This is a genomic window from Paenibacillus sp. J22R160, from assembly GCF_059692135.1.
On sequence record NZ_JCAUAU010000013.1, the window covers coordinates 54,618 to 76,071 of the forward strand.

The window sequence follows — 21,454 nt, forward strand, 5'->3', positions numbered from 1 at the left end:
CGCGTTGGCGCTGCAAGGAGGTCCTTTCACCCAGAACGGGCCTCCGAAATGGAGGGATGATGATGGCCGAAAAAATGAAGGTCATTGATGTGGATGTCCACAATGAGCAGAACGATTCCGATTTGCTGCCGTACTTGGCTGAACCTTGGCGCTCACGCGTTGCTGCTACAGGAATCGGTTATTCCGGTTCCGGATACTACTCGCCGGTTGGCGTCATGAAGAAAGACGCTATTCCGCCAGGCGGGGGCAAAGCGGGCTCTGACCCGGATCTGATGATCAAACAGTTGCTGGAAGACTATAACGTCGAATACTGCGTATTAACCGGTGTCGTGTATAACATATCAACGACGCATGATGCCGATTTTGCAGCAGTGATCTGCTCTGCTTACAACGACTTTTTAGCCGATAAGTGGCTTGGCAAGCATAAGGCGTTTAAAGGCGCTCTGGCCGTCGCCACGCAAGATCCTTATCTCGCTGCTAGAGAGATTGACCGTATGGGAGGGCATCCCGACATTGTTGAGGTGATGATTTCCAGTGCGGCGCGTGCGCCTCTCGGTCAACGGCAGTTTCATCCGATTTATGAGGCAGCAGAACGTAATGGTCTGCCGATTGCGCTCCATCCCGGAGCGGAAGGCGGCGGGGGTTCAACAGCGCCTACAGCGGCCGGATATCCGTCCCGATACATTGAGTGGCACACGTGTCTGTCCCAAATGTTCATGGCTCATCTCGTTTCTATGGTATGCGAAGGGGTGTTCGAGAAATTCCCGCGTCTGAAAGTGGTGCTAACCGAAGGTGGCATTGCCTGGCTGCCGCATCTGATGTGGAGGCTGGATAAAAACTACAAAGCGCTGCGCTCCACAGTCCCTTGGCTCAAGAAGATGCCCAGCCAATACATCCGCGAGCATTGCTATTTGACTACGCAGCCTATCGAGGAGCCGGATAATCCGCAGCACTTGATTGATTTATTCAATATGATCGATGCTGAGAATATGATTCTATATTCAAGCGATTATCCGCATTGGGATTTTGACTCACCGGATATGATCCTGCGAAGATTAAAGCCCGAAGCCAAGAGGAAAATCTTTTATGAAAACGCCAAAAGCTTATATAACCTTTAATTGATGGAGGAGCTTATGACGGTACATTATGTGCTGGATGCATCCGCAGTACCCGAAGGCGGGCACGCAGTCGTCACAATAGAGGGGAAAAGTATCGGTATCTACCGGATTAACGGCACCTTTTACGCGATTAACAATTACTGTCCGCATCAAGGTGCGCCGATGTGTGCTGGACTCGTCTCAGGAACGACGCTCCCGTCAGACGTCTATGAATATGAATATGGTAAAAATGGGGAGATCCTGCGCTGCCCGTGGCATGGCTGGGAATTCGATATACGAACCGGCAAGTCGCTGTTCAGCGAGAAAATTTGGCTGAAGACGTTTGAAGTCAACGTGCTTGACGGTAGGATCGGCGTTCAATTGGAGAGAAAGTAAAGATGGAAAAGATGTAGGATCGAAGATGGCTGTGACGCGAATGGCGATAACCGGTTTACGTTGCTTACGAGGCTGTCACCCTTGGTCTGGATTGACTTGAGGGAGGCGGCTTTTTGTATAGTTTTGTATTTTTATTTATGGTTGAGGGAACTATGATCCGCTTTACCGTATTTCCGCACACCAAAGTACCAAAGAAAGTAACCACTGTCCCCTAGGAAGATTTACTTCCGTGTGGTATTTTTTTACCACGTATATTTCAGAGGGGATAGGTGCACGTGGAAGAGCTAAAGGAACCTTCAATGGAGCAGGTGGAAAAGCAAATTGTGCTGGCGCATAGTACGATTGAGCACAATTGGGAGACGTTCATCCGTGCGCCGTTTGATTTGGCAAGGGAGCAGCTGGATAAAGCGGTTGACCTGCTCGCTGAAGCAAGAAAACAGCACGGATCAGAGACGTGTCGTGTACTACTCAAGCAGGCTTATGAAGCAGCGTTGGACAGTTATTTCCTAGCACTTCCGAGTCGGGCTGCAGAATCACGTGGTGTCTGGTACCGGCCGAAGGAGCAGAACTACGAAGAAGTTTGCCAAACCATGGACCGGATGCAGGAGGCTGGTTTGAACGAACTCTACTTGGAAACGTGGTTCTGGGGCTACACGATTTATCCTAGTCAGGCAGCTGAAAGCAAAGGTATTGAGAACCAGCATCCATCCTTCCGAGGGTGGGACCCGCTTGATGCATTCGTGAAGGAAGCGGGGAAACGGGGGATTGCTGTTCACGCTTGGCTCGATGGATTCATGGTTGGTGTAGATGCCACAGGAGGACCGGTTTTAAGGGCATTTCCAGAATGGACGGCACGATCCAGAAGTCAGAGCGGATCTGATAAACCGTTACCGCAGCAGGGGACGGGTTATTTTTGGCTTGACATAACCAATCCGGAAGTACGTGCCTATTTACTTGAAATTATGAAAGAAATGATCACAAACTATGAAATTTCTGGGATCAATTTGGACTTTATACGTTTACCGTATTCCGCTGACAAGGATGGAAATGATAGCTACTGTTACAGCAAGTATGCCCGTAAAGCGTTTGAGCTGGAGCAAGGCATAGATCCGCTCGACATACATGCGAATGAAAATCCGGATACATGGCAAGCGTGGACGATGTGGCTTGAACATATAGAAGACGATTATGTGAGCAGCTTGTATCGTGAACTGAAATCCTTGCGACCGAATATGATCGTGTCAGCTACGCCTGAGCCTGGTGCCGAATCCGAGAAGATCGGGCAATGGTCGCATTCTGTAGACGTGGTAATTCCACAGGCTTACTATGCCCGCAGCGGAGAAGTTCGCGAATCATTCGAACTGCACCAAAGGCAGTTGGCTTCGGGGAACCTGATCTATACCGGCATTTATCCAATGTATATCGGATTGAGTGTTCAGGAAACGATAGATCAGGTTAGGGCAGCACGTGACTTGGACGATGGAACGGTCATTTTTGCATTTGGACAGGCGACGAACGAAATGATTCGGTCTTTGCGACTAGGTCCATGGAGGACGCCCGCTGTTTCCACCGGGTTGTACCCACGGAAAGCGATTTTGGCTTTGTTGAAATCGGTGAAAACGGATGTACAGGAGGTCTATGTACCAAGAGGTGGAATGAGTGATCTACTAGCTTCGGTGATGATACGAAAGCTGAATGATATCATGGCGCTTTCATTTGACCAAGGTGATTGGATTTCGAAAGGGAGAGACTCGGTGGTTGGATTACTGATCACTTTCTCAACATGGTTAGGAAAGGCTGATCATGAGGTTCTACATGTGTCAATCCAAAAGCAGCTAATTCAAGTTCTATCGCAAATCCATAGACTCTTACAGTTTTCGCAGGAAAAGCAAGTATCCGAAGCGAATCAAGTTCTATACAAATCGTATCCATGAAGGAGTTCATTTGATGAATTTATTAATTGTGGAAGACGAAGTTCGCCTCAGGAACGCGCTGGTCAACAACATCCCGTGGGACAAGCATGGTATAGAAGTCGTCGGGCAGGCAGGAAATGGCGTGGAAGCACTGCGGCTAATCGACCGCAAAAAGCCGGAAATCATTCTGCTCGATCTGCAAATGCCAGAGATGGATGGGCTAACCTTGGCGAAACAGCTTCGACAGAGCGATTCTTTGTTGAAAATCATCGTGCTAAGTGGCCATGATGATTTCGCCTACGCTCAGGAGGCGCTCTCTCTTGGAGTCATGAAATATTTGCTGAAGCCGGCTGGCGACGAGGAGATTCTAGAAACAGTTCTCGAAGCAGCTGAGAAGCTGAGATCCGAACTGGAACAGCGCCATAATGAGGAAGAGCTGAAACAGAGATGGGAGCAGCATTTGCCCTATTTGGTGAACGATTTTCTGCAAGGATGGCTGAAGGGTAAATTCGAGCTCTGGGAGATCGAACAGCGAAGTAAGTACCTTCAGATGAAACTGCCGAGTGACGCACAATTTGCAGTTGCGGTCGTCGATATGGATCCGCTGCCGGATAAGGAAACCCGATTCAGCAGGAAAGATATGTCCTTGCTGCAGTTTTCACTGGGAAGTATTGTGCAGGAATATTTGCAGTCAACTCCCTGCTTTGTTGTTTCTGATTATGCGGGTTATACGGTTGTTGTCTATCAGCTTTCTGGGGATGAAGCCCCTAACGAAGCGCTGCAAAAAATCAATGTGTTGACGGAGAAACTGCTTTTTACCGTCCTAAGCTGCCTCAGACTTACGGCGAGTGCGGGAATTAGCGGGACAATTGGCGGATGTGAGGATTTGAACAAGCTATACGTGCAGGCTGTTCGGGCGTTGCAGAACCGGATTATGCTTGGTCACGATCTCGCCATTCCCTATCAGGAAGAACAAGGGAGAGAGCCAGAGCTTATGCTGCAGCCGAATTTGGAGAAAGCGCTGGAGATCGCTCTTGAAACGGGAGAAGACGATAAGGCGGCCGATATGCTGTCTGCACTATGGGATGGAGGCATGGCCAAAGCGGAAACCATCGAAGAAATTCATGAGCATATTTTATATTTCGAAAGCCTTTTTGTCCGCATGATCCAAAAGCAAGGATGGCCCGTTAGGGAAGTCGCTGGGGATGACTATGTCTTTTTCCACAATCACCGAGAGCTGATGGTCAAAGATCAAATTTTATTTTGGCTGCAAAGGATGATTAAAGCTTATTTAACCTATGCCAGAGAACGTAGAAAATCAACAAGCCACGAAATGATCAAAACGATCCTGAGTCTCGTGGAAAATGAAATCGACCAAGAGATGACGCTGCATGCGGTTGCTGATCGGCTGTATGTCAATTCCTCTTACTTGAGCCGTTTGTTTAAACAGGAAACCGGGAAGGCGTTCTCGACCTATGTGATGGAAAGAAAAATGGAACGGGCCAAGGCTACGCTGCAAGAAGGCGTTCGCGTCTATGATGCCGCAGCAGCAGTCGGGTACCGGGATGTGAGTTATTTTACAAGAGTATTCCGTAAATATTGGGGGGTAACTCCCGGGGAAGTGCGCTCTTGATTTCCAATCGATTACTTTCGAATAGAACCTTCTCCTTATCGGAGGAGGTTTTTTTGTTCGACTTATGAAGGCGGCGACGCGAGAAGTACTGAAAGTACCAAAACAAGTAATATTACTCTAATTCGCAATAAATCGGCGGGTGATACACTAAATCTATAACTGACAGACTACCGCAACGGAGGATACCGTCATGCTTACACAAAATAACACAAAAAAGAGCTATGCACGGCGATTGTGGATCGACATCCGGAAGGATTGGGATTTATATCTAGCCCTAATTCCCGGCATCGCATTTCTGCTGATTTTTAAATACACGCCGATGTATGGGATTATCATTGCTTTCAAGGATTTCAATATATTTGAAGGCATGGCCTCCAGTCCCTGGGTCGGGTGGAAGCATTTTGAGAAATTGTTGTCCTCCGATAGCTTTTTGCAGGTGTTTCAGAATACCTTAGCCATCTCGATTTATAAAATCGTCTTTCTTTTTCCCCTTCCGATCGTTATCGCTATCCTGCTGAATGAATTGAAAAACATGGCGTTCAAACGAAGTGTCCAAACAGTTATTTATTTGCCGCATTTCCTTTCTTGGGTCATTGTCAGCGGCCTGTTCATCGATTTGCTTTCTACCAATGGCGGTATCGTCAATAAAATGATTGTCGCTATGGGCGGCGAACCGGTTCGCTTTTTTCTGGACAGCCATATCTTCCGCTCAGTTCTGGTGTCCTCCGCAGGTTGGAAGGAGACTGGCTGGAATACGATCATTTACTTGGCCGCACTTGCCAGCATCGACCCGGGGCTATATGAATCAGCCAAAATCGATGGCGCCAACAGGTGGAAGCAAATCCTCCATATTACGCTGCCTGGCTTGCTGCCTATCATCCTCTTGATGTTTATCCTCCGCCTTGGTTATGTCCTGGAAGCGGGTACGGAACAAGTTCTCGTGATGTACAACCCGAGTGTATACAACGTAGCTGACGTGATTGGTACCTTTGTATACCGGGTCGGTTTAGGCGAGCAAGATTATAGTTTTTCTACTGCTGTCGGCGTGTTTGAATCGGTTGTTGCCTTTATTTTGATACTCACAGGAAATCATTTGGCGCGAAAGTTTTTTGGACGTGGTATATGGTAACCGGGAGAAAGGAGGCACGTCATGCAAGTTAATCATTCTTTGAAATCACCAGTAGCTAAAGCTTCTAGCGCAATTCGCACATCTCCAGGCGAAAAAGTATTTACAGTACTCAATTATGTATTTTTCATCCTATTAGGGCTTTCGACGATATTTCCATTCGTCAATCTGATTGCGAAATCGCTCAGCAGCGAGGCAGCCGTCGTTTCTGGCATGGTATCCCTATATCCGATCGACTTCCAGATAGGGACTTACAAATATGTGGCCAGCAACGCGATGTTTCTGAACGCATTTACCATTTCGATCGCAGTGACATTGATCGGATCGCTGCTTTCCTTATTCATGACAACGCTGGCCGCTTATCCGCTCTCGAAGCCGAGGCTGCGAGGCCGCAAGTTTTTTATCATCCTCTATTTATTCACGATGCTGTTCAGTGGCGGTTTAATACCAACCTATTTGCTCATGCATACGCTTCATTTGATTGATAAGCTGCCGGTGCTCTTCCTGCCTTATATGATTAACGTTTACAACATGCTGATTATCAAAAATTATTTCGAAGGCCTGCCCGACAGCTTGGAGGAATCTGCGAAAATTGACGGTGCCAGCAACATGACGATTCTTTGGCGCATTATGTTGCCGCTATCGATGCCCGTGCTTGCGACCATTGGTTTGTTCTATGCGGTTACCTACTGGAACGATTATTTTACTTCCTTGATATATATCAATTCGGCCGATATGAAACCGCTCCAGCTTTATTTAAAAGAGCTCTTCGTCTCATCCACGGATGCGTTTCTGCGTACGAATGTGGATGCTTCGCTGAATGTTTCACCGCAATCGATTCAAGCAGCATCTATCATCCTGGCTACGCTTCCGATCGTTATTGTGTACCCCTTTCTTCAGAAATATTTTGTAAAAGGCGTGCTGGTTGGCTCAGTAAAAGGTTAAGTGCTGCAACGCTAGCTGGAACTACTCGAAGGGTGGTGGTAGGCGAGTCGAGGGGATCAATTTGTTTCGCGTGGAAGATGGCATTGTTTGAGACACGAATAAAAGGGAGGCACATGCATGTTAAAAAAATGTTTAGCTGTACTGTCGATCACAACCTTGGCGGCGTCTTTAGCCGCATGTGGAGGAGGAGGGGCTTCTTCGGGTACGACGGCACCATCCCCGTCTGCGGCTCCTGCCACAACTGCAAATGCCAATGCACCAAAGCCGGAATTCAAGGCGCTTCTGCAATATGCGCGATTTGATCCAAATGCTGAAGTGGTGGCGAAGTTCCTGAATGAGAAAACTGGGTACAAAGTAACCTATGATATGCTGCCAGTAGAAAATCCAGATGATAAACTGAATCTGCTCATGGCGAATAAGGAGCAATATGCCTTCATGCTGCTCTCGGGTCCGCAGTATTCGAAGCTGGCTTCTTCCGGTGCTTTGGAGCCCATCGATGAGCTGGTCAATAAATATGGGACCAATATGAAAAACGTTATTTCCCAGAACTCCTGGAATGGGGCTAAGCTTAACGGTAAAATTTATGGTATCCCGCAAACGGGTTCAGGAACGATCGTTAATTCAGCGCTGATCATTCGTCAAGATTGGATGGATGAGCTGGGGTTGAAGCCGCCAACCACGCGTGACGAGCTGTACAACGTAATGAAAACGATTAAAGAGAAGAAGAATGTCATGGCAATGTCAGGCGGTAAAAGCCCGCTGCTTCCTGAAGTACTTCCGACCTTCGGTCTAACCATGATACAATCGACGTTAACGACGGGGTGGCAGGATGTAAACGGGAAGCTCGTGAATACCGTAGAAAATCCGAATATGAAAAAATATTTGGAGTTCATGAAAAAACTCTACTCCGAGAAATTGATCGACCAAGAATGGTCGCTGAACCAAGCGAATAAAGTCATCGAAAACTTTACAAGCGGGAAAACGGCAATCATTTCAAACGGCTATTTCAATGCGCCAACAGTTCAAAATGCCTTGCTTAAAAATACACCGAATGCCAAAATTGCCAGCCTGCCTTACCTTAAGGGGGACGACGGCAAAGTTCAAGTCATGGCAAGTGCTGGGATCAGCTATTACGTGGGCATTCCGAAATGGGCTGAGAAGAAGGAAGAGATCATCAAATACTTGGATTTGAAGCTGGACAAAGATATCCATAAGGAAGCAACGATTGGTAAAGAAGGCGTTCATCATAAAGTAGAAAACGGAAATTATTTCCCAATTCTTCCTATTTTCAATGATCAGTACAACAACGCTTCTTCGTTCCTGACGGGTGTAGATGAGAAAAATTATCCGATCTACTGGCAAGCACGCGTGCGCAAAGATCCGATTTTGACAGATGCTTTTAATAAAAATCAGGAGGCTGCAAAAGGGAATATGGTCGTTGATCCTCTTGCCTTTGCACCGCCGCTTGAGGCTATCGGCAAAAACAGCCAGAAGCTGCAGAAACTAATGGAAGACACATTCTTGAAATACATCACTGGCGCTGAACCGCTCGAAAACTATGATAAATTCCTAGCCCAGTGGAAAGCAGACGGCGGCGACGATATGACGAAAGCAGCCAATGAATGGTACGCAGCGAACAAGAAGTAAGAAGCAGCATCCCCTGTGGTTCTTCCACGGGGGTTTTATTTCTGGAGGGAGTGATGAGAAGATGAAAAAAATCGGATTTATTGATTATTATTTGGACGAATGGCACGCGGAGAAATATCCGGAGTGGATAGAAACCGCATCAGAAGGAAGAATGAAAGTTACCTATGCCTATGGTATGACAAATCTCGAAGGTAAACTGAGCAATGCGGCTTGGTCCGAAAAAAAAGGTATTCAGCTGCTCGATTCCATTGAAGCCGTCGTCGAGCAGAGCGATTATTTGATCGTGCTGTCGCCGGATCATGCCGAGTTCCATGAGGAGCTTGCGCAGCTTCCGTTGCGGTCTGGCAAGCCAACCTATGTCGACAAAACCTTTGCGCCGGACCGAGCTGCAGCAATCCGGATGTTTGAGCTTGCCGAGCAGCATGGGACGCCGATGTATTCCACTTCGGCCTTGCGGTTTGCTGCGGAGTATACGGGGCTGAACATGGAGGGAATTGAGTCCATTTGCGCTTTGGGACCGGGAAGCTTTGAAACGTATGCGATTCATCAGGTTGAGCCGATAGTATCCCTCATGGGAACGGATGTGAAACGCGTCATGTGGACGGGGACTTCGAACACACCTTCACTAGTCATCGGGTTCGCGAACGGACGTCAGGCTACTATTAACCATTATGGCCCTGACTGCCCGTTCAGCATGGCCCTGCGTTCTGAGCAGGGAGCGTCGCAATTTCTGAAAATTGAATCCAATTTCTTTGGCGCATTTATTGAGAATCTTGTGCGGTTTTTTGATTCGGGTGTTCCTGCCGTTCCGCAGGAGGAAACAATTGCAATTGCTGCCATTTTGGAATATGGCAAGAAGGCTGCGGAAGCACCGTTTCAGTGGGTGGATCTGCCGAAGTGAATGGACTTGCTTGTTTTGCCGCCGAGCGGAGGGCCCTGTAACAATATATCTCATCGTTACAGGGGAGGAAGGAGCAGCCCGGCGCGCGGTGCGTGGCACGCAACGATGTTGTACATCGTTGCGACAGCCGCTGCCGAGTAAAAGACTCGTCCAGCGGGAACTACAGGCCGCTATTCCACTGAAAAGACACATATTCCAACTGCAGGAGGAACTATGGTCCGTTATTATGGCGGATTCACCGGAAAAACGTGCCATGGAGGCCAGATAAGACCCTGTAGTTCCGCTCCGAGAGGAAAAAGCTCGTTTTCCTCGAAATAGTGAACTCCAGTTCCCCAGGCAAAGCCTTAGCGGGGTTCCCGCTAGCGTTTATGTAATTTGTTATTGGCTGATGAGTTGTAAGTTGGCTGTCATGTGAATAGTTTGATGGGATGGATGGAGCAGGAAGTGTAAAGTAGCTAACACTGAACCTGACCGAGTTTGATTTGTCAGGTTCTTAAGTTTGTTTACTACTTGGAGGCTATGCTCTTGCTAAGACTCGTCCAGCGGGAACTACAGGCCGCTATTCCACTGAAAAGACACATATTCCAACTGCAGGAGGAACTATGGTCCGTTATTATGGCGGTTTCACCGGAAAAACGTGCCATGGAGGCCAGATAAGACCCTGTAGTTCCGCTCCGAGAGGAAAAAGCTCGTTTTCCTCGAAATAGTGGACTCCAGTTCCCCAGGCAAAGCCTAAGCGGGGTTCCACCTCAAAAAAAGCATCCATCTCCCTCTCATACAGGAGGAAACGGATGCTTTTTTACGCCTATTCAACCTTTATTCAAGCTCTCCGGATGGTATTTCATCCAATTCTCTGTCTAATTCGAGGTTGACCTTCTCGTCATTCTTTTCCTTCGTGTCGTTGAAGACTTTGATTTTGACATCTGCCGTCTCGCCTCGATAAGAGGCCTTGATCTTTGCTGCCCCTTTTTTCAGCGCCGAGATGGTACCATCAGCATCAACAGTGGCAATTTTGTCATGAGAGGAACGATACTTCGGCCCGACTGTGATGATTTCAGTTTTGCCATCGGAATAAGTCGCAACTATTGGCGTTACAATGGACTCACCTATTATGAGTGAAACTTTCTTTTGCTCAAAAGAAAGCTTCGTCAATTCGACGACCGTAACGATCGAGGTGGCTGTTTTACCTTCGAACTGGGCGGTAATTTCGGTTGTGCCGACCTTCAGCGCCGTAATGGAACCGTCTGCGGCAACCGTTGCCACTCTCGGATTGCTGGAGGAGAAGGTCGCTCCAGTGAACACAGCACGCGTTCCATCTGAATAGACGGCTGTCGTGACAGCTGTTTGTTTATCGTTTTTCACAAGTCGATACACAGGGGCGTCTAGCGTGATGCCAGTAAGAACAGGAGCCGTCCTGGAAATGGTGACAGACTTTTCGTTCGTTTTGCGGCCGTCGACATAAACGGAGATGCTAACGGTATTGGCACCGACCGTCAAAGGAACAAGACCGCTAAAATCTCCATTGCTTGCAACAGCAGCAGGCACACCGTTGAGTCGCGCTTCAGCTGTGCCTGGTCCCAGCACTTCCACATTGCCCTTGATCTCAAAGTTTGCTAGAGGTGTGCTTACATTGGTATAAGCCAAATGACCACGGAGAATAGCTGCTCTTACGTCATCGCCAACTTTATAAGTACGGGCAACGAGCTGACGTCTGGTTCTCACGCCAGATGCATCGAGCGCAGAGATGACAAAGCCGCCTTGTGGAATCACACTGTTGTTAGGTGACATATTCGTCCAGTTCCATGTTAACGCTTGCTGTTGATTAACGACCTTGCTGACTTTACCGGTGCTCCCTACAACAGCTTCGACTCCGAAGGTTGACGTGGCTGTTGACTGCCCAAATGAGTCGGAGTACACGTTTAGGTTGTTTTCATTTCGGCTTACGTTGTATAAATCTCCTTCAAGGAATGCGTTGTTATTGCCAGGGACGCTGGAGCCCACCTGATAATCCTTGACATAATCCACATTCTGAATGGAAGCTTTTACAACCGGCCAATTAACTTGCGAGTAATCAAAAAGCATAAGTCCATTCGATTGCGATAATCCAGCTTGGAACACCGAACGCTGAAGCGGAGGGTCCTGTATATTCGCAAGCGCAATACTGGCGTACATCGGAATCTCACCATTGGTAACGATGTTACCAAGTGTAATGTGATGCTCGATTTCTTTTTGCGTTGTCTGATAGGTTCCTATCATGAGAAAATCAATGTTATTCGTGTAGCCTGTATCGTAATACGAATCTGTGTATAGGCTGTCTTCAGGAAACTGGAGACGGCTGTCATAGCGGAAATTCGGGCTGCCCCAGTGAACGCCGTTCAGGTAGTAAGATTCGAACCAAGAGCCAACATAGGCGGAGGATTGAATCTTCTTGCCTTTCAAAGTGGTATAGCGGTCTGTTAGTGCACGTACATCATCCGTAAACGTTTTGATCGTGAGCGAGCGGAACTCCCACCAGTCGTCGATAAGCGGGCCGTTTTGACGGACATTATTCACATAGGAAAAAACGTCAGCAGGCCAGTTCGTCAACTGTTTGCCGCGAGAGGCAAGGAAAGCTTCAAATTTCGCACGTGTTAAAGGGCTGAAATCTGCGGTTTCATTATCATAACGCGTGCGGTCGAGCACGACGCCATCGACATCATAGTTTTTGATGACTTCTTCCATATTTTTCAATTCGAAGGCTCTTACATCATCATTTGCAGGGTTTACGAAGGCAACGAGCGATTTACCCGACTTAAAATAATTGCTCTCGCGGAGTCGAAGAATTTGACCGCCATCCTCGGGACGGAAAACCCGCTCTTCCCAGTCCAGATGTTGATTCAGCATTCCATATTCATTATGGGCCGGCGATCCTTCCGCGAAAACATTGAACGCAGCGTGTATTTTAATGCCCATCTGGTGCCCGTACTTGATGAATTCTTCGAGCATGTCGAGGTTGGGATTCGCTCCCGCCCGGGTCGGCGCTGTCATCTGGGAGATATGCGGGCGGCCAGTCAGGTCGTTTTTCTTGTAGTTGGCGAAACCTTCGACGCCTTTGACATCAAGCGCGATCGCCGTAACGCCGGCATCTTTCGCTTTCGTCAGCATATCCCGCACATTTTCGGGTGTTTGAAGCTTGAAAATATTCGTCCCTTGATCCACCCAGAGGACAACTTCCTTCGCTGCTCCCGTTTGTTTTTTATAAAAAACAATTAACGACTTCCGATCATTTTCTACACCGTTTTTGGCGGCAATAACGTCGAGATAATTCACGCCTTCAACAAGATTCATGTCAATTTGGAACGAATTATCCGCTTTCAGAGGCACATTCGTTTGATTGACTTGGACCGAGTAGGGGATACCCGGCTCTACGTTCTCCAACTTGCCAGAAATGGTCAACTTTGGCACGGTGACCGTCGACCAGTCATCATTCGTCAATTTCAGCTGTGCTTTCAGACCTTGACCGGTCATTAATGCGGTCACGGGGACGACTTCACCGTTTTTGCGCAGCTTGATGGCATCTCCGACCTTGAAATTTTTAGCTAAATACTGCTTATACGTTTTGTTGGCCCAGCTATCATCGTTTGCAACGAGAACATAGCCTCCTTGCGGGATGAGAAGGTCCGTAGGACCTGTCCAGACTGGCACGCCTCCATTCACAGAAGGATTAACAACACGTGTCACATGATTTGCAGAATCAACGACAACGCCAACAGAAGTGGTACCCACCGTAATTTGTGTGGCATATTCCGGTGTGAAGAGCGCCACATAATCCGTAATGCCGCTCACACTTTTGTCAACATAGTTAATCTGTTTGCGCGGTCCTTCGATATCAATGGTGATATCTATAGGTGCGGCTTCAACTTCAATGTAGTCTGCCTCGCTGGGAGCGGCCGAAACGCCCGTCCCTGCCGCAGAGGCTCCGATTGGCCAAAGAGCAGTGATCATCGTTAACAAAAGTGAAAAAATGAGCCATTTGGACGTCTTCAATAGTTTCACGTTACTTTCACGATCCTTTCAATTAGAAGCTAATTTCTTTTCCTAATTTGCTGGATTCATAGATGCCGCATAGAATTTTCATCATTTCAACGCCGTCCTGCACAGGGGAGAGGGTTTCTTTTTTACCTTGGCAGACTTCGACGAAGTAATTAATTTCTTGCTGAAAACCGGCCACAAAATCGAAGGAGAGGTTATTGATCTGCGGTGTCAGGTTTAAAATGGTGTCGTATTTCTCAGTCACGATGGACAGCTCTGGCTCTAGTTCTGCACCGCCTTTATCGCCGTACAGCTTGACCGTAAGCTCATCTTCCTTGGCATGAAGCGTGAAGCTGACATCTACAAGAATGGAAGCTCCATTCTCAAAACGAATCAACGCGTTCGCCAAATCCTCCACGGTATTGTGGGTGGCATCGTAATCTGCCGCTTTGTAAAAAGCGAGGTTCTTCACGTTAGCACGATTGCCGAGCTTGTTGTAAGTGTTTCCGGAAACGGATTTGACCTTCGGCCGTCCCATGAGATACCAACATAGATCAATCACGTGAACGCCAACATCAATCAGCGGGCCGCCGCCTGAACGTTCCACATCGGAGAACCAACCGCCCGGATTGCCGAGACGGCGAATACAGGACGCTTTGGCATAATAAATCTCACCTAACTCGCCATGATCCAGAAAAGATTTGACGATGCCAGTATTAGAGGCATATCTACGGACAAAGCCAACCTGCAGCGTTTTGCCGGAGCGATGAACGGCTTTTTCAACAGCTAAGGCTTCTTCCACTGTTTTGCAGAGCGGCTTTTCAGTGAGCACATTCTTGCCTGCCTCAAGCGCAGCGATGGAAATAGGCGCATGGCTGTTGTTCCACGTACAAATGCTTACAGCATCTATAGCCGAGTCTGCTAGAAGCTCCTTATAATCCGTGAACACACGGCTAATGCCGTATTTCTCAGCTTTCGCTTTTGCGCGTTCCTCATTCAAGTCGCAGATTGCGTAAAGCTCTACATCCGGATTGCTTTGATAGGATCTTAAATGCATCTCAGAAATCGAGCCAGCTCCGATTACGGCTACTTGTACTTTGCTCATTGTAAACAGCACCTCGTTTGTGGTTTATTTTGGTAGTGTTAAACAGAACTACTAAACAGCATGAATGGTCGGCCATTCCAGCTCAATTCCGAAACTCACCAGCATGCGTTGAAATTCGCGAAGCTCTGATTCTTGGTTCCGAATGTCGCGGGGCTTCAGCTTGCGATCGATACAGCGGCTAGCCAAGAAACCTGCGGCTTCCCCGATATTCCATTCGACAGGATGGAGGCGATAGCAGCCGTTTGTGATGTGTGTAACGCCAAGATTTTTGCAGGCTGGCAGCAGATTGTTAATCCGAATTGGAATCAGACTGCCTAGAGGAATCTGGAACGGAAGGGAGGAGATATCGATATAATGCCGATTGCCTGTACTCGGATGCAGGTCAATGCGATAGCAGCCAATTCCGACGGAGTCATGGAACTGCTCAGCTTTGCCATCTGCCCGGCAATCCGTACTTACATGCTGCTCCAGAACGGTAAACTCAGCTTTAATCCGGCGAGATTCCCGCATATAGGGATACATGGCTAACCCGTCATCCGTACCGACAACGTCTTTGCGCAGCCGCAGTCCTGGGTAACCTGTACCGCCATCTGGCCGCGGTGCTTCCGTCTGAAGCCAATAGAGCAAGGAGAGACTGAGCTGCTTGGCATCCCACAGGTGCTGTTCCCGTTCAATTTCGCTGACATCAATGACGGATCCCAGCCAGTAATCGTTTTGCGGCCAGTTCACGAGCGTGATGCTCCCGGGATAAGTCCCCTCCTCAAACTGCGCAGCGTCAATGATCCGGCGATAGTAGAAAAGGGAGTAACGCTCCGTACCCTCGAATAGTTCGTATTCGACAGCTTCAAGCGTATGTGGCCGGACGCCCGTCCAACTGAGCAAGCGATCAGGCCAGAAGTCGGCTTTGTACGTTCGCCAAAAATCGTAGCGCTCAGGGCGCTCAATCGTATGGTCTTCGCCTTCGATATAGTCCATGGCGAAGCAGTAGGTAAAGCCCTGCATGTCCTGTGGAAGCGCATCGCCCTTAACTGCATGGGGCTCGCCAGTTTGGCTGAACGATTCCGCTCCTGTCACATATTCCGCTCCAGCAAGCGGCAAAACATCCCCGCATTCTGTTGCATCCAAATAGTAGGCAGCGTTTAGTTCAATAAGCTCATCGCTCTGCAAATTCTTCATCGTAACGAATTGAATGTCATCTCCGTCAACGGAAACAGCCTTAACCTGATAGCGGTGAAGAATCTGCAATCTGCCGCTATGAACATAAGGAGCCAACATCGCTTGTAGTACAGCTAATGCAGCTCGCGGCTCATGGCACAGCCGGGAAACACCGCCATTACCCGGGTTCAGATGAACGCGGGAGCGTGCCTCTTCCGTTAGCGGGAAATGGCGTCGATAATATTCGCGCACCTCATTCCGAAACTCGCGGTATGTACGCGTACAGCCAAATTGCTCAATCCATCGATGTTCATCGGGCGGGACGGCTTGGCTTGTCAATTGCCCCCCGATCCAGTCGGTCTCCTCGGTTAAGATAACCGACTTCCCGGATTTGGCTGCGGCAAGCGCAGCGGCGCATCCGCCGGTACTGCCCCCGATAATGACAATATCGGCGGTGTACGATTTATTGATCTTGTCTGCCAACAAAGATCCCTCCTTTTCTCCTATTTGCGCAGCAAGCTGCACAGGCTATTCCCATTGTATTACAGGAAAAAAATAGCCACAGCAGAGGACCATGACTTCTTTTGGTACTTTAATAACCTTTGATGTAAGAGAAAAAAGGGATTCATCGTCCGCGTGACGAAAATTTTTACAGAAGCATAAACAAGTGAACTTAAAGGGGTCGTTATCCGTATGAGCGATATAAAACATATTAACGCTGTTCAGCTAGATGTGAATATGCAGATCGAGTCAAATGAAAATAATCTTCGTTGGTACTCTCCGCTGGAGAATCCTTTTCAAGTAGCTGGCTTCGGCTGGTTGGAGGAAGAGAGGCGATATCGCCGGCTTCCAACAGAACCAAAGTGGGAACTGCCGCTAGCGGTTGATTTGCTAGCCAACTGTACGACTGGCGGCCAAATTCGTTTTACAACAGACGCTGTCTCGCTTTCTGTCAAAGTAAAGCTAACCGGGGCTGCGGATATGTATCATATGCCGGCTACCGGGCAATGCGGCTTTGATTGCTACATCGGCGGTCCGGGCGAGCAAGTCTATTACGGAACGACTAAATACGATCATCAGCTAACCGATTATGAAAGCGTATTATTTACAAATATGAGTCGCGAACAACGTGTTATTACACTGAATTTCCCATTGTACCAAGGGGTAGATGAGGTCTGGATCGGTTTGGACCCAGAAGCACAAATCACACCGCCTCCGGTGTATGAAAGCAATAAAAAAATACTTGTATACGGGACCTCCATCACCCAAGGAGCTTGCGCTTCCCGCCCAGGGATGTCGTATACGAACATTTTATCGCGCCGCTTCAATCTAGAGTTCCTCAATCTAGGGTTTTCTGGAAATGGAAAGGGCGAGCCAGAGTTAGCACATCTCTGTACTGAAATCCAGGATCCAGCCTGTCTGATCTTGGATTACGAGGCTAATTCTGTTTCGACTGAGCTGCTGCAGCAAACGCTGCCGAATTTCATTTCGATTTATAGAGAAACGCATCCTTTAACACCAATTTTGGTGATATCCCGGATTACGCATGCGAAAGAACATTTTGAAGTTCAGATGGCGAAGGATCGGGCAGACCGCAAACAAATTTCCAGGCAGGCCGTGGAAGAGCGGCGTGAGAGGAATGACGCCAACATTTATTTCTGCGACGGCTCTTTGCTATTAGGGGAGCATGCGCAGGAATGCACAGTAGACGGATCTCATCCGACTGATCTTGGCTTTCTTCGGATGGCTGACGGACTGACACCGATTCTGCAGCAAATTGTGAGATAACGCTTGCTTGAAGGGGTGGTTGAATGAAACAAAGATCGAAATCGTCCGGTCTCGTTGCTCTCTCTATAGTCACTTGTTTCACCGCCTCTGGCTGCAGCATGCAAGCAGAGAACATGAACGGTTCTGAAGCTGGACAAAAGGACAAAACTCCCGTCATCCGAATTGTGGCAAATAGTCTGGGAATGATTTTTCCCGCAGGCATGGATGAGAATAATAACCCTTATCTTGCTTACATCGAGAAAAATACAGGTGTTCAAGTTGGTGTCACACTGCCGCCGCTTAATGGGTATGATGAGAAATTGAACGTCATTATGACGTCTGGAGAGCCGCCGGATTTACTTAATACAAGTAGTCCTTCATGGTTTATTAATTTTGTCAATCAAAAAGCTCTGACACCGTTAAACGATTATATCGATAAGTACGGAGCGAACTTGAAAGCGAAAATCCCCAAGGAAGCCTGGGATAACGTAACCGTGGACGGCAACATCTACGCCATTCCCAGCCTGAATGAGGTGAAAGGGACTGAACTCATTTACGCTAGAAAAGACTGGTTGGACAAGCTCGGTCTTCATCCTCCGCGGACTCTGCAGGAGTACACGGCCGTGATGAAAGCTTTTGCCGAAGAGGATCCAGATGGGAACGGAAAGAAGGACACGTACGGGCTTTCGATCTTGGAGCGACTAGGCAGAACCTCACCTTTTCTGGGGGCCTTCGGGGTACAAATGAACGCTTGGTACGAAAGAGATGGCAAGTTGGTGTACTCAGGCGTGTTGCCCGAAATGAAAGAAGCGCTGGCTTACCTGCACAGCTTGTACGAACAGGATATTTTAGACCCGGAATTTCCTCTAAACAAAATCGATGTGCTCGGCGAAAAGGTCGCCTCTGGCAAAGTCGGCCTTTATTCAGCCGCTTGGTCCGACACCCGTTCGCATATTGCCGCAAACCGTAAGAATGATCCCAGAGCGGATTGGATTCCGCTTGATTTTCCAATTGGCCCGAGCAGTAAACATGGCGTATACAGCACGTCCAACGTCCGTTCCTACAATGTGGTGCCTCTTAAGAGCCAACACGCGGAATCCGTGGTCAAATTCCTTGATTTCATCGCCGGGCCAGGTCAGCAGAGTTTGAAGCTCGGTTTTGAAAATGAAGTCTGGACCAGAGCCGGCGGCAAGCTGTCGATTCGTTTTGATGAGCATATCAGACAAGGCTATAGGGGCATCTATGGGGCTTTAGCAGATACGGTAGAGCCGGATATGACCCGGGATCGTTTGAAAGCGCTGGGCGAGCCGTTCAAGCTGTATGAAAATTTGCAGCAGATCGAAGGCAATCTCATGGAAAATCGGTTTAACGGACCGCCAACACCTGCTATGGGTAAGCACCAAGTCAAGCTTTCAAAGCTGCAGGAAGAAACGTTTACGCGTATAATCGCGGGCATGAGTCCGATTGAGGAATTCGATGCTTTTGTGAAAAAGTGGAAGGAAGCCGGCGGTGATGAGATTACCGGGGAAGTGAACGAATGGTGGCGGGATACCGGGAAGCAGCCAGCGAAGCCGGGGAATTGACCCGGTACAAATGGAGGGACCACCAACATGGCCATTGACATCGTGCCAAAATTGCGAAAAGTGCTAACTGGGTTCATTCAAGTTAGGTTAACGTGGTATTTTTTACTGATCCTGCTCCCGCTTTCCGGATTCAGTCTTTTTGCCATTGCCCAGTCACAAATGATCGTGGAAGTGCAGACGGGAGAGAGGACCCAAGGGGCCTTGCACACGATGGCGGATTACATTGACCTCTCGCTTCAAAACATCGAGCAGCTTTCCTCTTTAATTGCTTTTGACATGAATATCAATGCGACCCTGCAATCCGTCGGTCAGGAGCCGAGGAAGCAATCGTTCGTTCAATTCGCTCAAGTGATGGATCAGATCACCAATATGACGAATGTTAATCTCATGGTAGATCAAATTACGATCATCCATATGCCGTCGCGTACAGTGATTTCAACCAAACTAGGGGGCAGTAAGTTGCCGGAGGGCGCTGAGAAGCAGGAGTGGTATGAGCGATTAATGGAGGCGGGGGGCGGGACGTTTTTTTATACGCCTCAGAATGGGGAATCGTATTTCGATGCGGACAGTGTTCATTTGATTCGAACGATGGACCCTTATAATCGAACATTGATTAATCCTAATTTGCTAGTCATTTCTATTAAAAAGAGTGCATTGATTGAGCAAGCCAAACCGCTCCTGCCTTCTAAAAATGCGAACATTTACTTGTTTGGCAGCAATGGCAAGCCAATTACCGGAACAAGTGCAAGCGTTAATGCGCAAGTTTGGGACAAAGAGGAAGTCAGGTCGATCCGCAAATCACCTCAGACCGGTCAAGAAATGGTCACGATTAGCGTAAAGTCGAAATTGTCCGGTTGGTCACTTATGATGGAGCAGCCTCTGTGGGAAATTCGAAGCCATACAGATTCGCTGAAGGTATTTACCTATGGCATAGTCGTGGTCAGTCTGGTGCTTGCCATTGTGATTTCTTGGATCGTTTATCGCGGCATTTCAGCTCCTCTGCGGAAGCTTGCCTATGGGATGAAGCAGCTGCGGACCGGCAATTTTACTATTCAATTAGAAGACAAACGCGTGGACGAGCTAGGGTACGTGATCGAGTCCTTCAACCGAATGGCGGAAAATCAGAAGACGTTGATCCGAGACCATTATGAGAAGCAATTATTATTGTCCAAAATGGAGCTGAAATTTTTGCAGTCGCAGATTAATCCGCATTTTCTTTACAATACGCTGGATTCGATTTACTGGACGGCCAAAAATTATGAGGCAGATGAAATCAGCGAGATGGTGCTGAATCTGTCGAAGTTTTTCAGGTTAAGCTTAAATAAAGGAAACGAGACTTTTTCAGTTGCAGAGACAATCAGTCATTTGACATATTATATTAAAGTCCAGCAGTTGCGATTTTTGGATCATTTTACCGTTAGGTACGAAATTGCGGAAGAAAGCAAGCCGTATCATGTGCTGAAGCTCCTCTTGCAGCCGTTAGTGGAAAATGCCGTTTTGCACGGACTGGAGAAACAGAGTGAAGGCGGAGAACTCGTCATTTCCTCCTCTTTGCAGGGACCCATGCTCGTGTTGGAGGTCAGTGATAATGGGGTTGGCGTGAATGACGAGAGACTTGCCTACATTTGTGCTAAACTGGAAGAAGCATCCAAGCAAGCGGCCGAAGGCATTTCTACGGATCGTAAAAAAGAGAAAGATCTGTTCGGCCTGCGCAATGTAGTTGCCCGTATGAAAATGTATTATGGCGATGAGGCGCAATTTCGCTTCGAAAGCCGTGCCGGTCATGGCACCCGAATGACGTTATACCTTCCGCTTGAGAAGTGTATAACGGTTTTGGAGGATCAAGTGAGCTGAGAAAGTTTTCATTCTAAGTAGGGAGGGTGAGCTATGATCTATGTAATTGTTCTAATTCCCGTGCTCGCACTTATCATTTATGGCGTGGTTAAAATGTCGCAAAAAGTCAGGGATAAGGTCGAGACTTCAAAAGTCATTCAAATGTCGTCGTATCAATCAAAAAAGAAGACTTCTACGAATACGCAAGCTTGTTCCTTCTGCCGGAAGAAGCAAAAAAAGCTGGCGTTCTATTCGGACGAGGATGGCCGAGTCGTTGGGGTTTGTTCTGTTTGCAGGCCGCAGGCTGAGCGCCGGGCGTTGATGAGGCTGTGAGTGGAGGAC

General features: G+C 48.1%; 16 protein-coding genes. 13 read left to right on the forward strand and 3 right to left on the reverse strand.

Translation table 11 applies throughout. The features are described 5' to 3' along the window. Nucleotides 1-56: 56 nt before the first annotated feature. The 9 genes from AC58UW_RS22455 (at nt 57) to AC58UW_RS22495 (ending at nt 10,315) form a co-directional block, all read left to right on the forward strand. Nucleotides 57-1,118: an amidohydrolase family protein gene (locus tag AC58UW_RS22455; protein ID WP_497422828.1), complete on the forward strand. Its 1,062-nt coding sequence runs from the start codon at nt 57-59 to the stop codon at nt 1,116-1,118. A gap of 15 nt (nt 1,119-1,133) precedes the next feature. Continuing rightward, nucleotides 1,134-1,493: a Rieske (2Fe-2S) protein gene (locus tag AC58UW_RS22460; protein ID WP_497422829.1), complete on the forward strand. Its 360-nt coding sequence runs from the start codon at nt 1,134-1,136 to the stop codon at nt 1,491-1,493. Between the two features lie 275 nt (nt 1,494-1,768). Beyond that, nucleotides 1,769-3,427, forward strand: coding sequence for a glycoside hydrolase family 10-like protein (locus AC58UW_RS22465; RefSeq protein ID WP_497422830.1), 1,659 nt, complete (start codon nt 1,769-1,771; stop codon nt 3,425-3,427). A 13-nt stretch (nt 3,428-3,440) separates the two neighbouring features. Further along, complete coding sequence (locus AC58UW_RS22470) at nt 3,441-5,039, forward strand: response regulator (protein WP_497422831.1); 1,599 nt, start codon at nt 3,441-3,443, stop codon at nt 5,037-5,039. 190 nt (nt 5,040-5,229) lie between these two features. Then, nucleotides 5,230-6,168, forward strand: a complete 939-nt coding sequence (locus tag AC58UW_RS22475) for an ABC transporter permease (protein ID WP_497422832.1) — start codon at nt 5,230-5,232, stop codon at nt 6,166-6,168. Between the two features lie 21 nt (nt 6,169-6,189). After that, entirely contained in the window at nt 6,190-7,110 is a 921-nt protein-coding gene (locus tag AC58UW_RS22480; RefSeq protein WP_497422833.1) for a carbohydrate ABC transporter permease, read from the forward strand. A gap of 117 nt (nt 7,111-7,227) precedes the next feature. Then, the gene (locus tag AC58UW_RS22485) at nt 7,228-8,757 is read left to right on the forward strand and encodes a type 2 periplasmic-binding domain-containing protein (RefSeq protein ID WP_497422834.1); all 1,530 of its coding nucleotides are present in this window, start codon (nt 7,228-7,230) and stop codon (nt 8,755-8,757) included. A gap of 61 nt (nt 8,758-8,818) precedes the next feature. After that, a complete protein-coding gene (locus AC58UW_RS22490; RefSeq protein WP_497422835.1) occupies nt 8,819-9,658 on the forward strand; it encodes a Gfo/Idh/MocA family oxidoreductase in 840 nt (279 codons plus the stop codon). A gap of 525 nt (nt 9,659-10,183) precedes the next feature. Continuing rightward, on the forward strand, nt 10,184-10,315 hold the full coding sequence (locus AC58UW_RS22495) for a hypothetical protein (protein WP_497422836.1): 132 nt from the start codon (nt 10,184-10,186) through the stop codon (nt 10,313-10,315). 159 nt (nt 10,316-10,474) lie between these two features. Here AC58UW_RS22495 and AC58UW_RS22500 read toward each other — a convergent pair whose 3' ends face one another. From AC58UW_RS22500 to AC58UW_RS22510, 3 genes are read right to left on the reverse strand one after another with little or no spacing between them, the layout of a single operon-like run. After that, on the reverse strand, nt 10,475-13,693 hold the full coding sequence (locus tag AC58UW_RS22500; RefSeq protein WP_497422837.1) for a family 10 glycosylhydrolase: 3,219 nt from the start codon (nt 13,691-13,693) through the stop codon (nt 10,475-10,477). Nucleotides 13,694-13,715: 22 nt separating this feature from the next. Continuing rightward, complete coding sequence (locus tag AC58UW_RS22505; protein WP_497422838.1) at nt 13,716-14,774, reverse strand: Gfo/Idh/MocA family protein; 1,059 nt, start codon at nt 14,772-14,774, stop codon at nt 13,716-13,718. A gap of 51 nt (nt 14,775-14,825) precedes the next feature. Then, complete coding sequence (locus AC58UW_RS22510) at nt 14,826-16,400, reverse strand: FAD-dependent oxidoreductase (RefSeq protein WP_497422926.1); 1,575 nt, start codon at nt 16,398-16,400, stop codon at nt 14,826-14,828. Nucleotides 16,401-16,622: 222 nt separating this feature from the next. Between AC58UW_RS22510 and AC58UW_RS22515 the strand changes: the two genes are divergently transcribed. Genes AC58UW_RS22515 through AC58UW_RS22530 form a run of 4 tightly spaced genes read left to right on the forward strand, consistent with a single transcriptional unit; the run spans nt 16,623 to nt 21,445 of the window. Then, nucleotides 16,623-17,717 (forward strand): SGNH/GDSL hydrolase family protein, encoded by a 1,095-nt coding sequence (locus tag AC58UW_RS22515; RefSeq protein ID WP_497422839.1) that lies wholly within the window; start codon nt 16,623-16,625, stop codon nt 17,715-17,717. 23 nt (nt 17,718-17,740) lie between these two features. Further along, a complete protein-coding gene (locus tag AC58UW_RS22520) occupies nt 17,741-19,279 on the forward strand; it encodes an extracellular solute-binding protein (RefSeq protein WP_497422840.1) in 1,539 nt (512 codons plus the stop codon). 27 nt (nt 19,280-19,306) lie between these two features. Beyond that, the gene (locus AC58UW_RS22525; RefSeq protein WP_497422841.1) at nt 19,307-21,133 is read left to right on the forward strand and encodes a cache domain-containing sensor histidine kinase; all 1,827 of its coding nucleotides are present in this window, start codon (nt 19,307-19,309) and stop codon (nt 21,131-21,133) included. A gap of 33 nt (nt 21,134-21,166) precedes the next feature. Continuing rightward, a complete protein-coding gene (locus tag AC58UW_RS22530; RefSeq protein ID WP_497422842.1) occupies nt 21,167-21,445 on the forward strand; it encodes a hypothetical protein in 279 nt (92 codons plus the stop codon). The last annotated feature ends 9 nt before the right edge of the window (nt 21,446-21,454 follow it).

Coding starts and splice junctions, on each gene's coding strand:
- AC58UW_RS22455 (WP_497422828.1), top strand. CDS start 57: ATGATGATGGCCGAAAAAATGAAGGTCATTGATGTGGATGTCCACAAT.
- AC58UW_RS22460 (WP_497422829.1), top strand. CDS start 1,134: ATGACGGTACATTATGTGCTGGATGCATCCGCAGTACCCGAAGGCGGG.
- AC58UW_RS22470 (WP_497422831.1), top strand. CDS start 3,441: ATGAATTTATTAATTGTGGAAGACGAAGTTCGCCTCAGGAACGCGCTG.
- AC58UW_RS22475 (WP_497422832.1), top strand. CDS start 5,230: ATGCTTACACAAAATAACACAAAAAAGAGCTATGCACGGCGATTGTGG.
- AC58UW_RS22480 (WP_497422833.1), top strand. CDS start 6,190: ATGCAAGTTAATCATTCTTTGAAATCACCAGTAGCTAAAGCTTCTAGC.
- AC58UW_RS22485 (WP_497422834.1), top strand. CDS start 7,228: ATGTTAAAAAAATGTTTAGCTGTACTGTCGATCACAACCTTGGCGGCG.
- AC58UW_RS22490 (WP_497422835.1), top strand. CDS start 8,819: ATGAAAAAAATCGGATTTATTGATTATTATTTGGACGAATGGCACGCG.
- AC58UW_RS22505 (WP_497422838.1), bottom strand. CDS start 14,774: ATGAGCAAAGTACAAGTAGCCGTAATCGGAGCTGGCTCGATTTCTGAG.
- AC58UW_RS22515 (WP_497422839.1), top strand. CDS start 16,623: ATGAGCGATATAAAACATATTAACGCTGTTCAGCTAGATGTGAATATG.
- AC58UW_RS22520 (WP_497422840.1), top strand. CDS start 17,741: ATGAAACAAAGATCGAAATCGTCCGGTCTCGTTGCTCTCTCTATAGTC.
- AC58UW_RS22525 (WP_497422841.1), top strand. CDS start 19,307: ATGGCCATTGACATCGTGCCAAAATTGCGAAAAGTGCTAACTGGGTTC.
- AC58UW_RS22530 (WP_497422842.1), top strand. CDS start 21,167: ATGATCTATGTAATTGTTCTAATTCCCGTGCTCGCACTTATCATTTAT.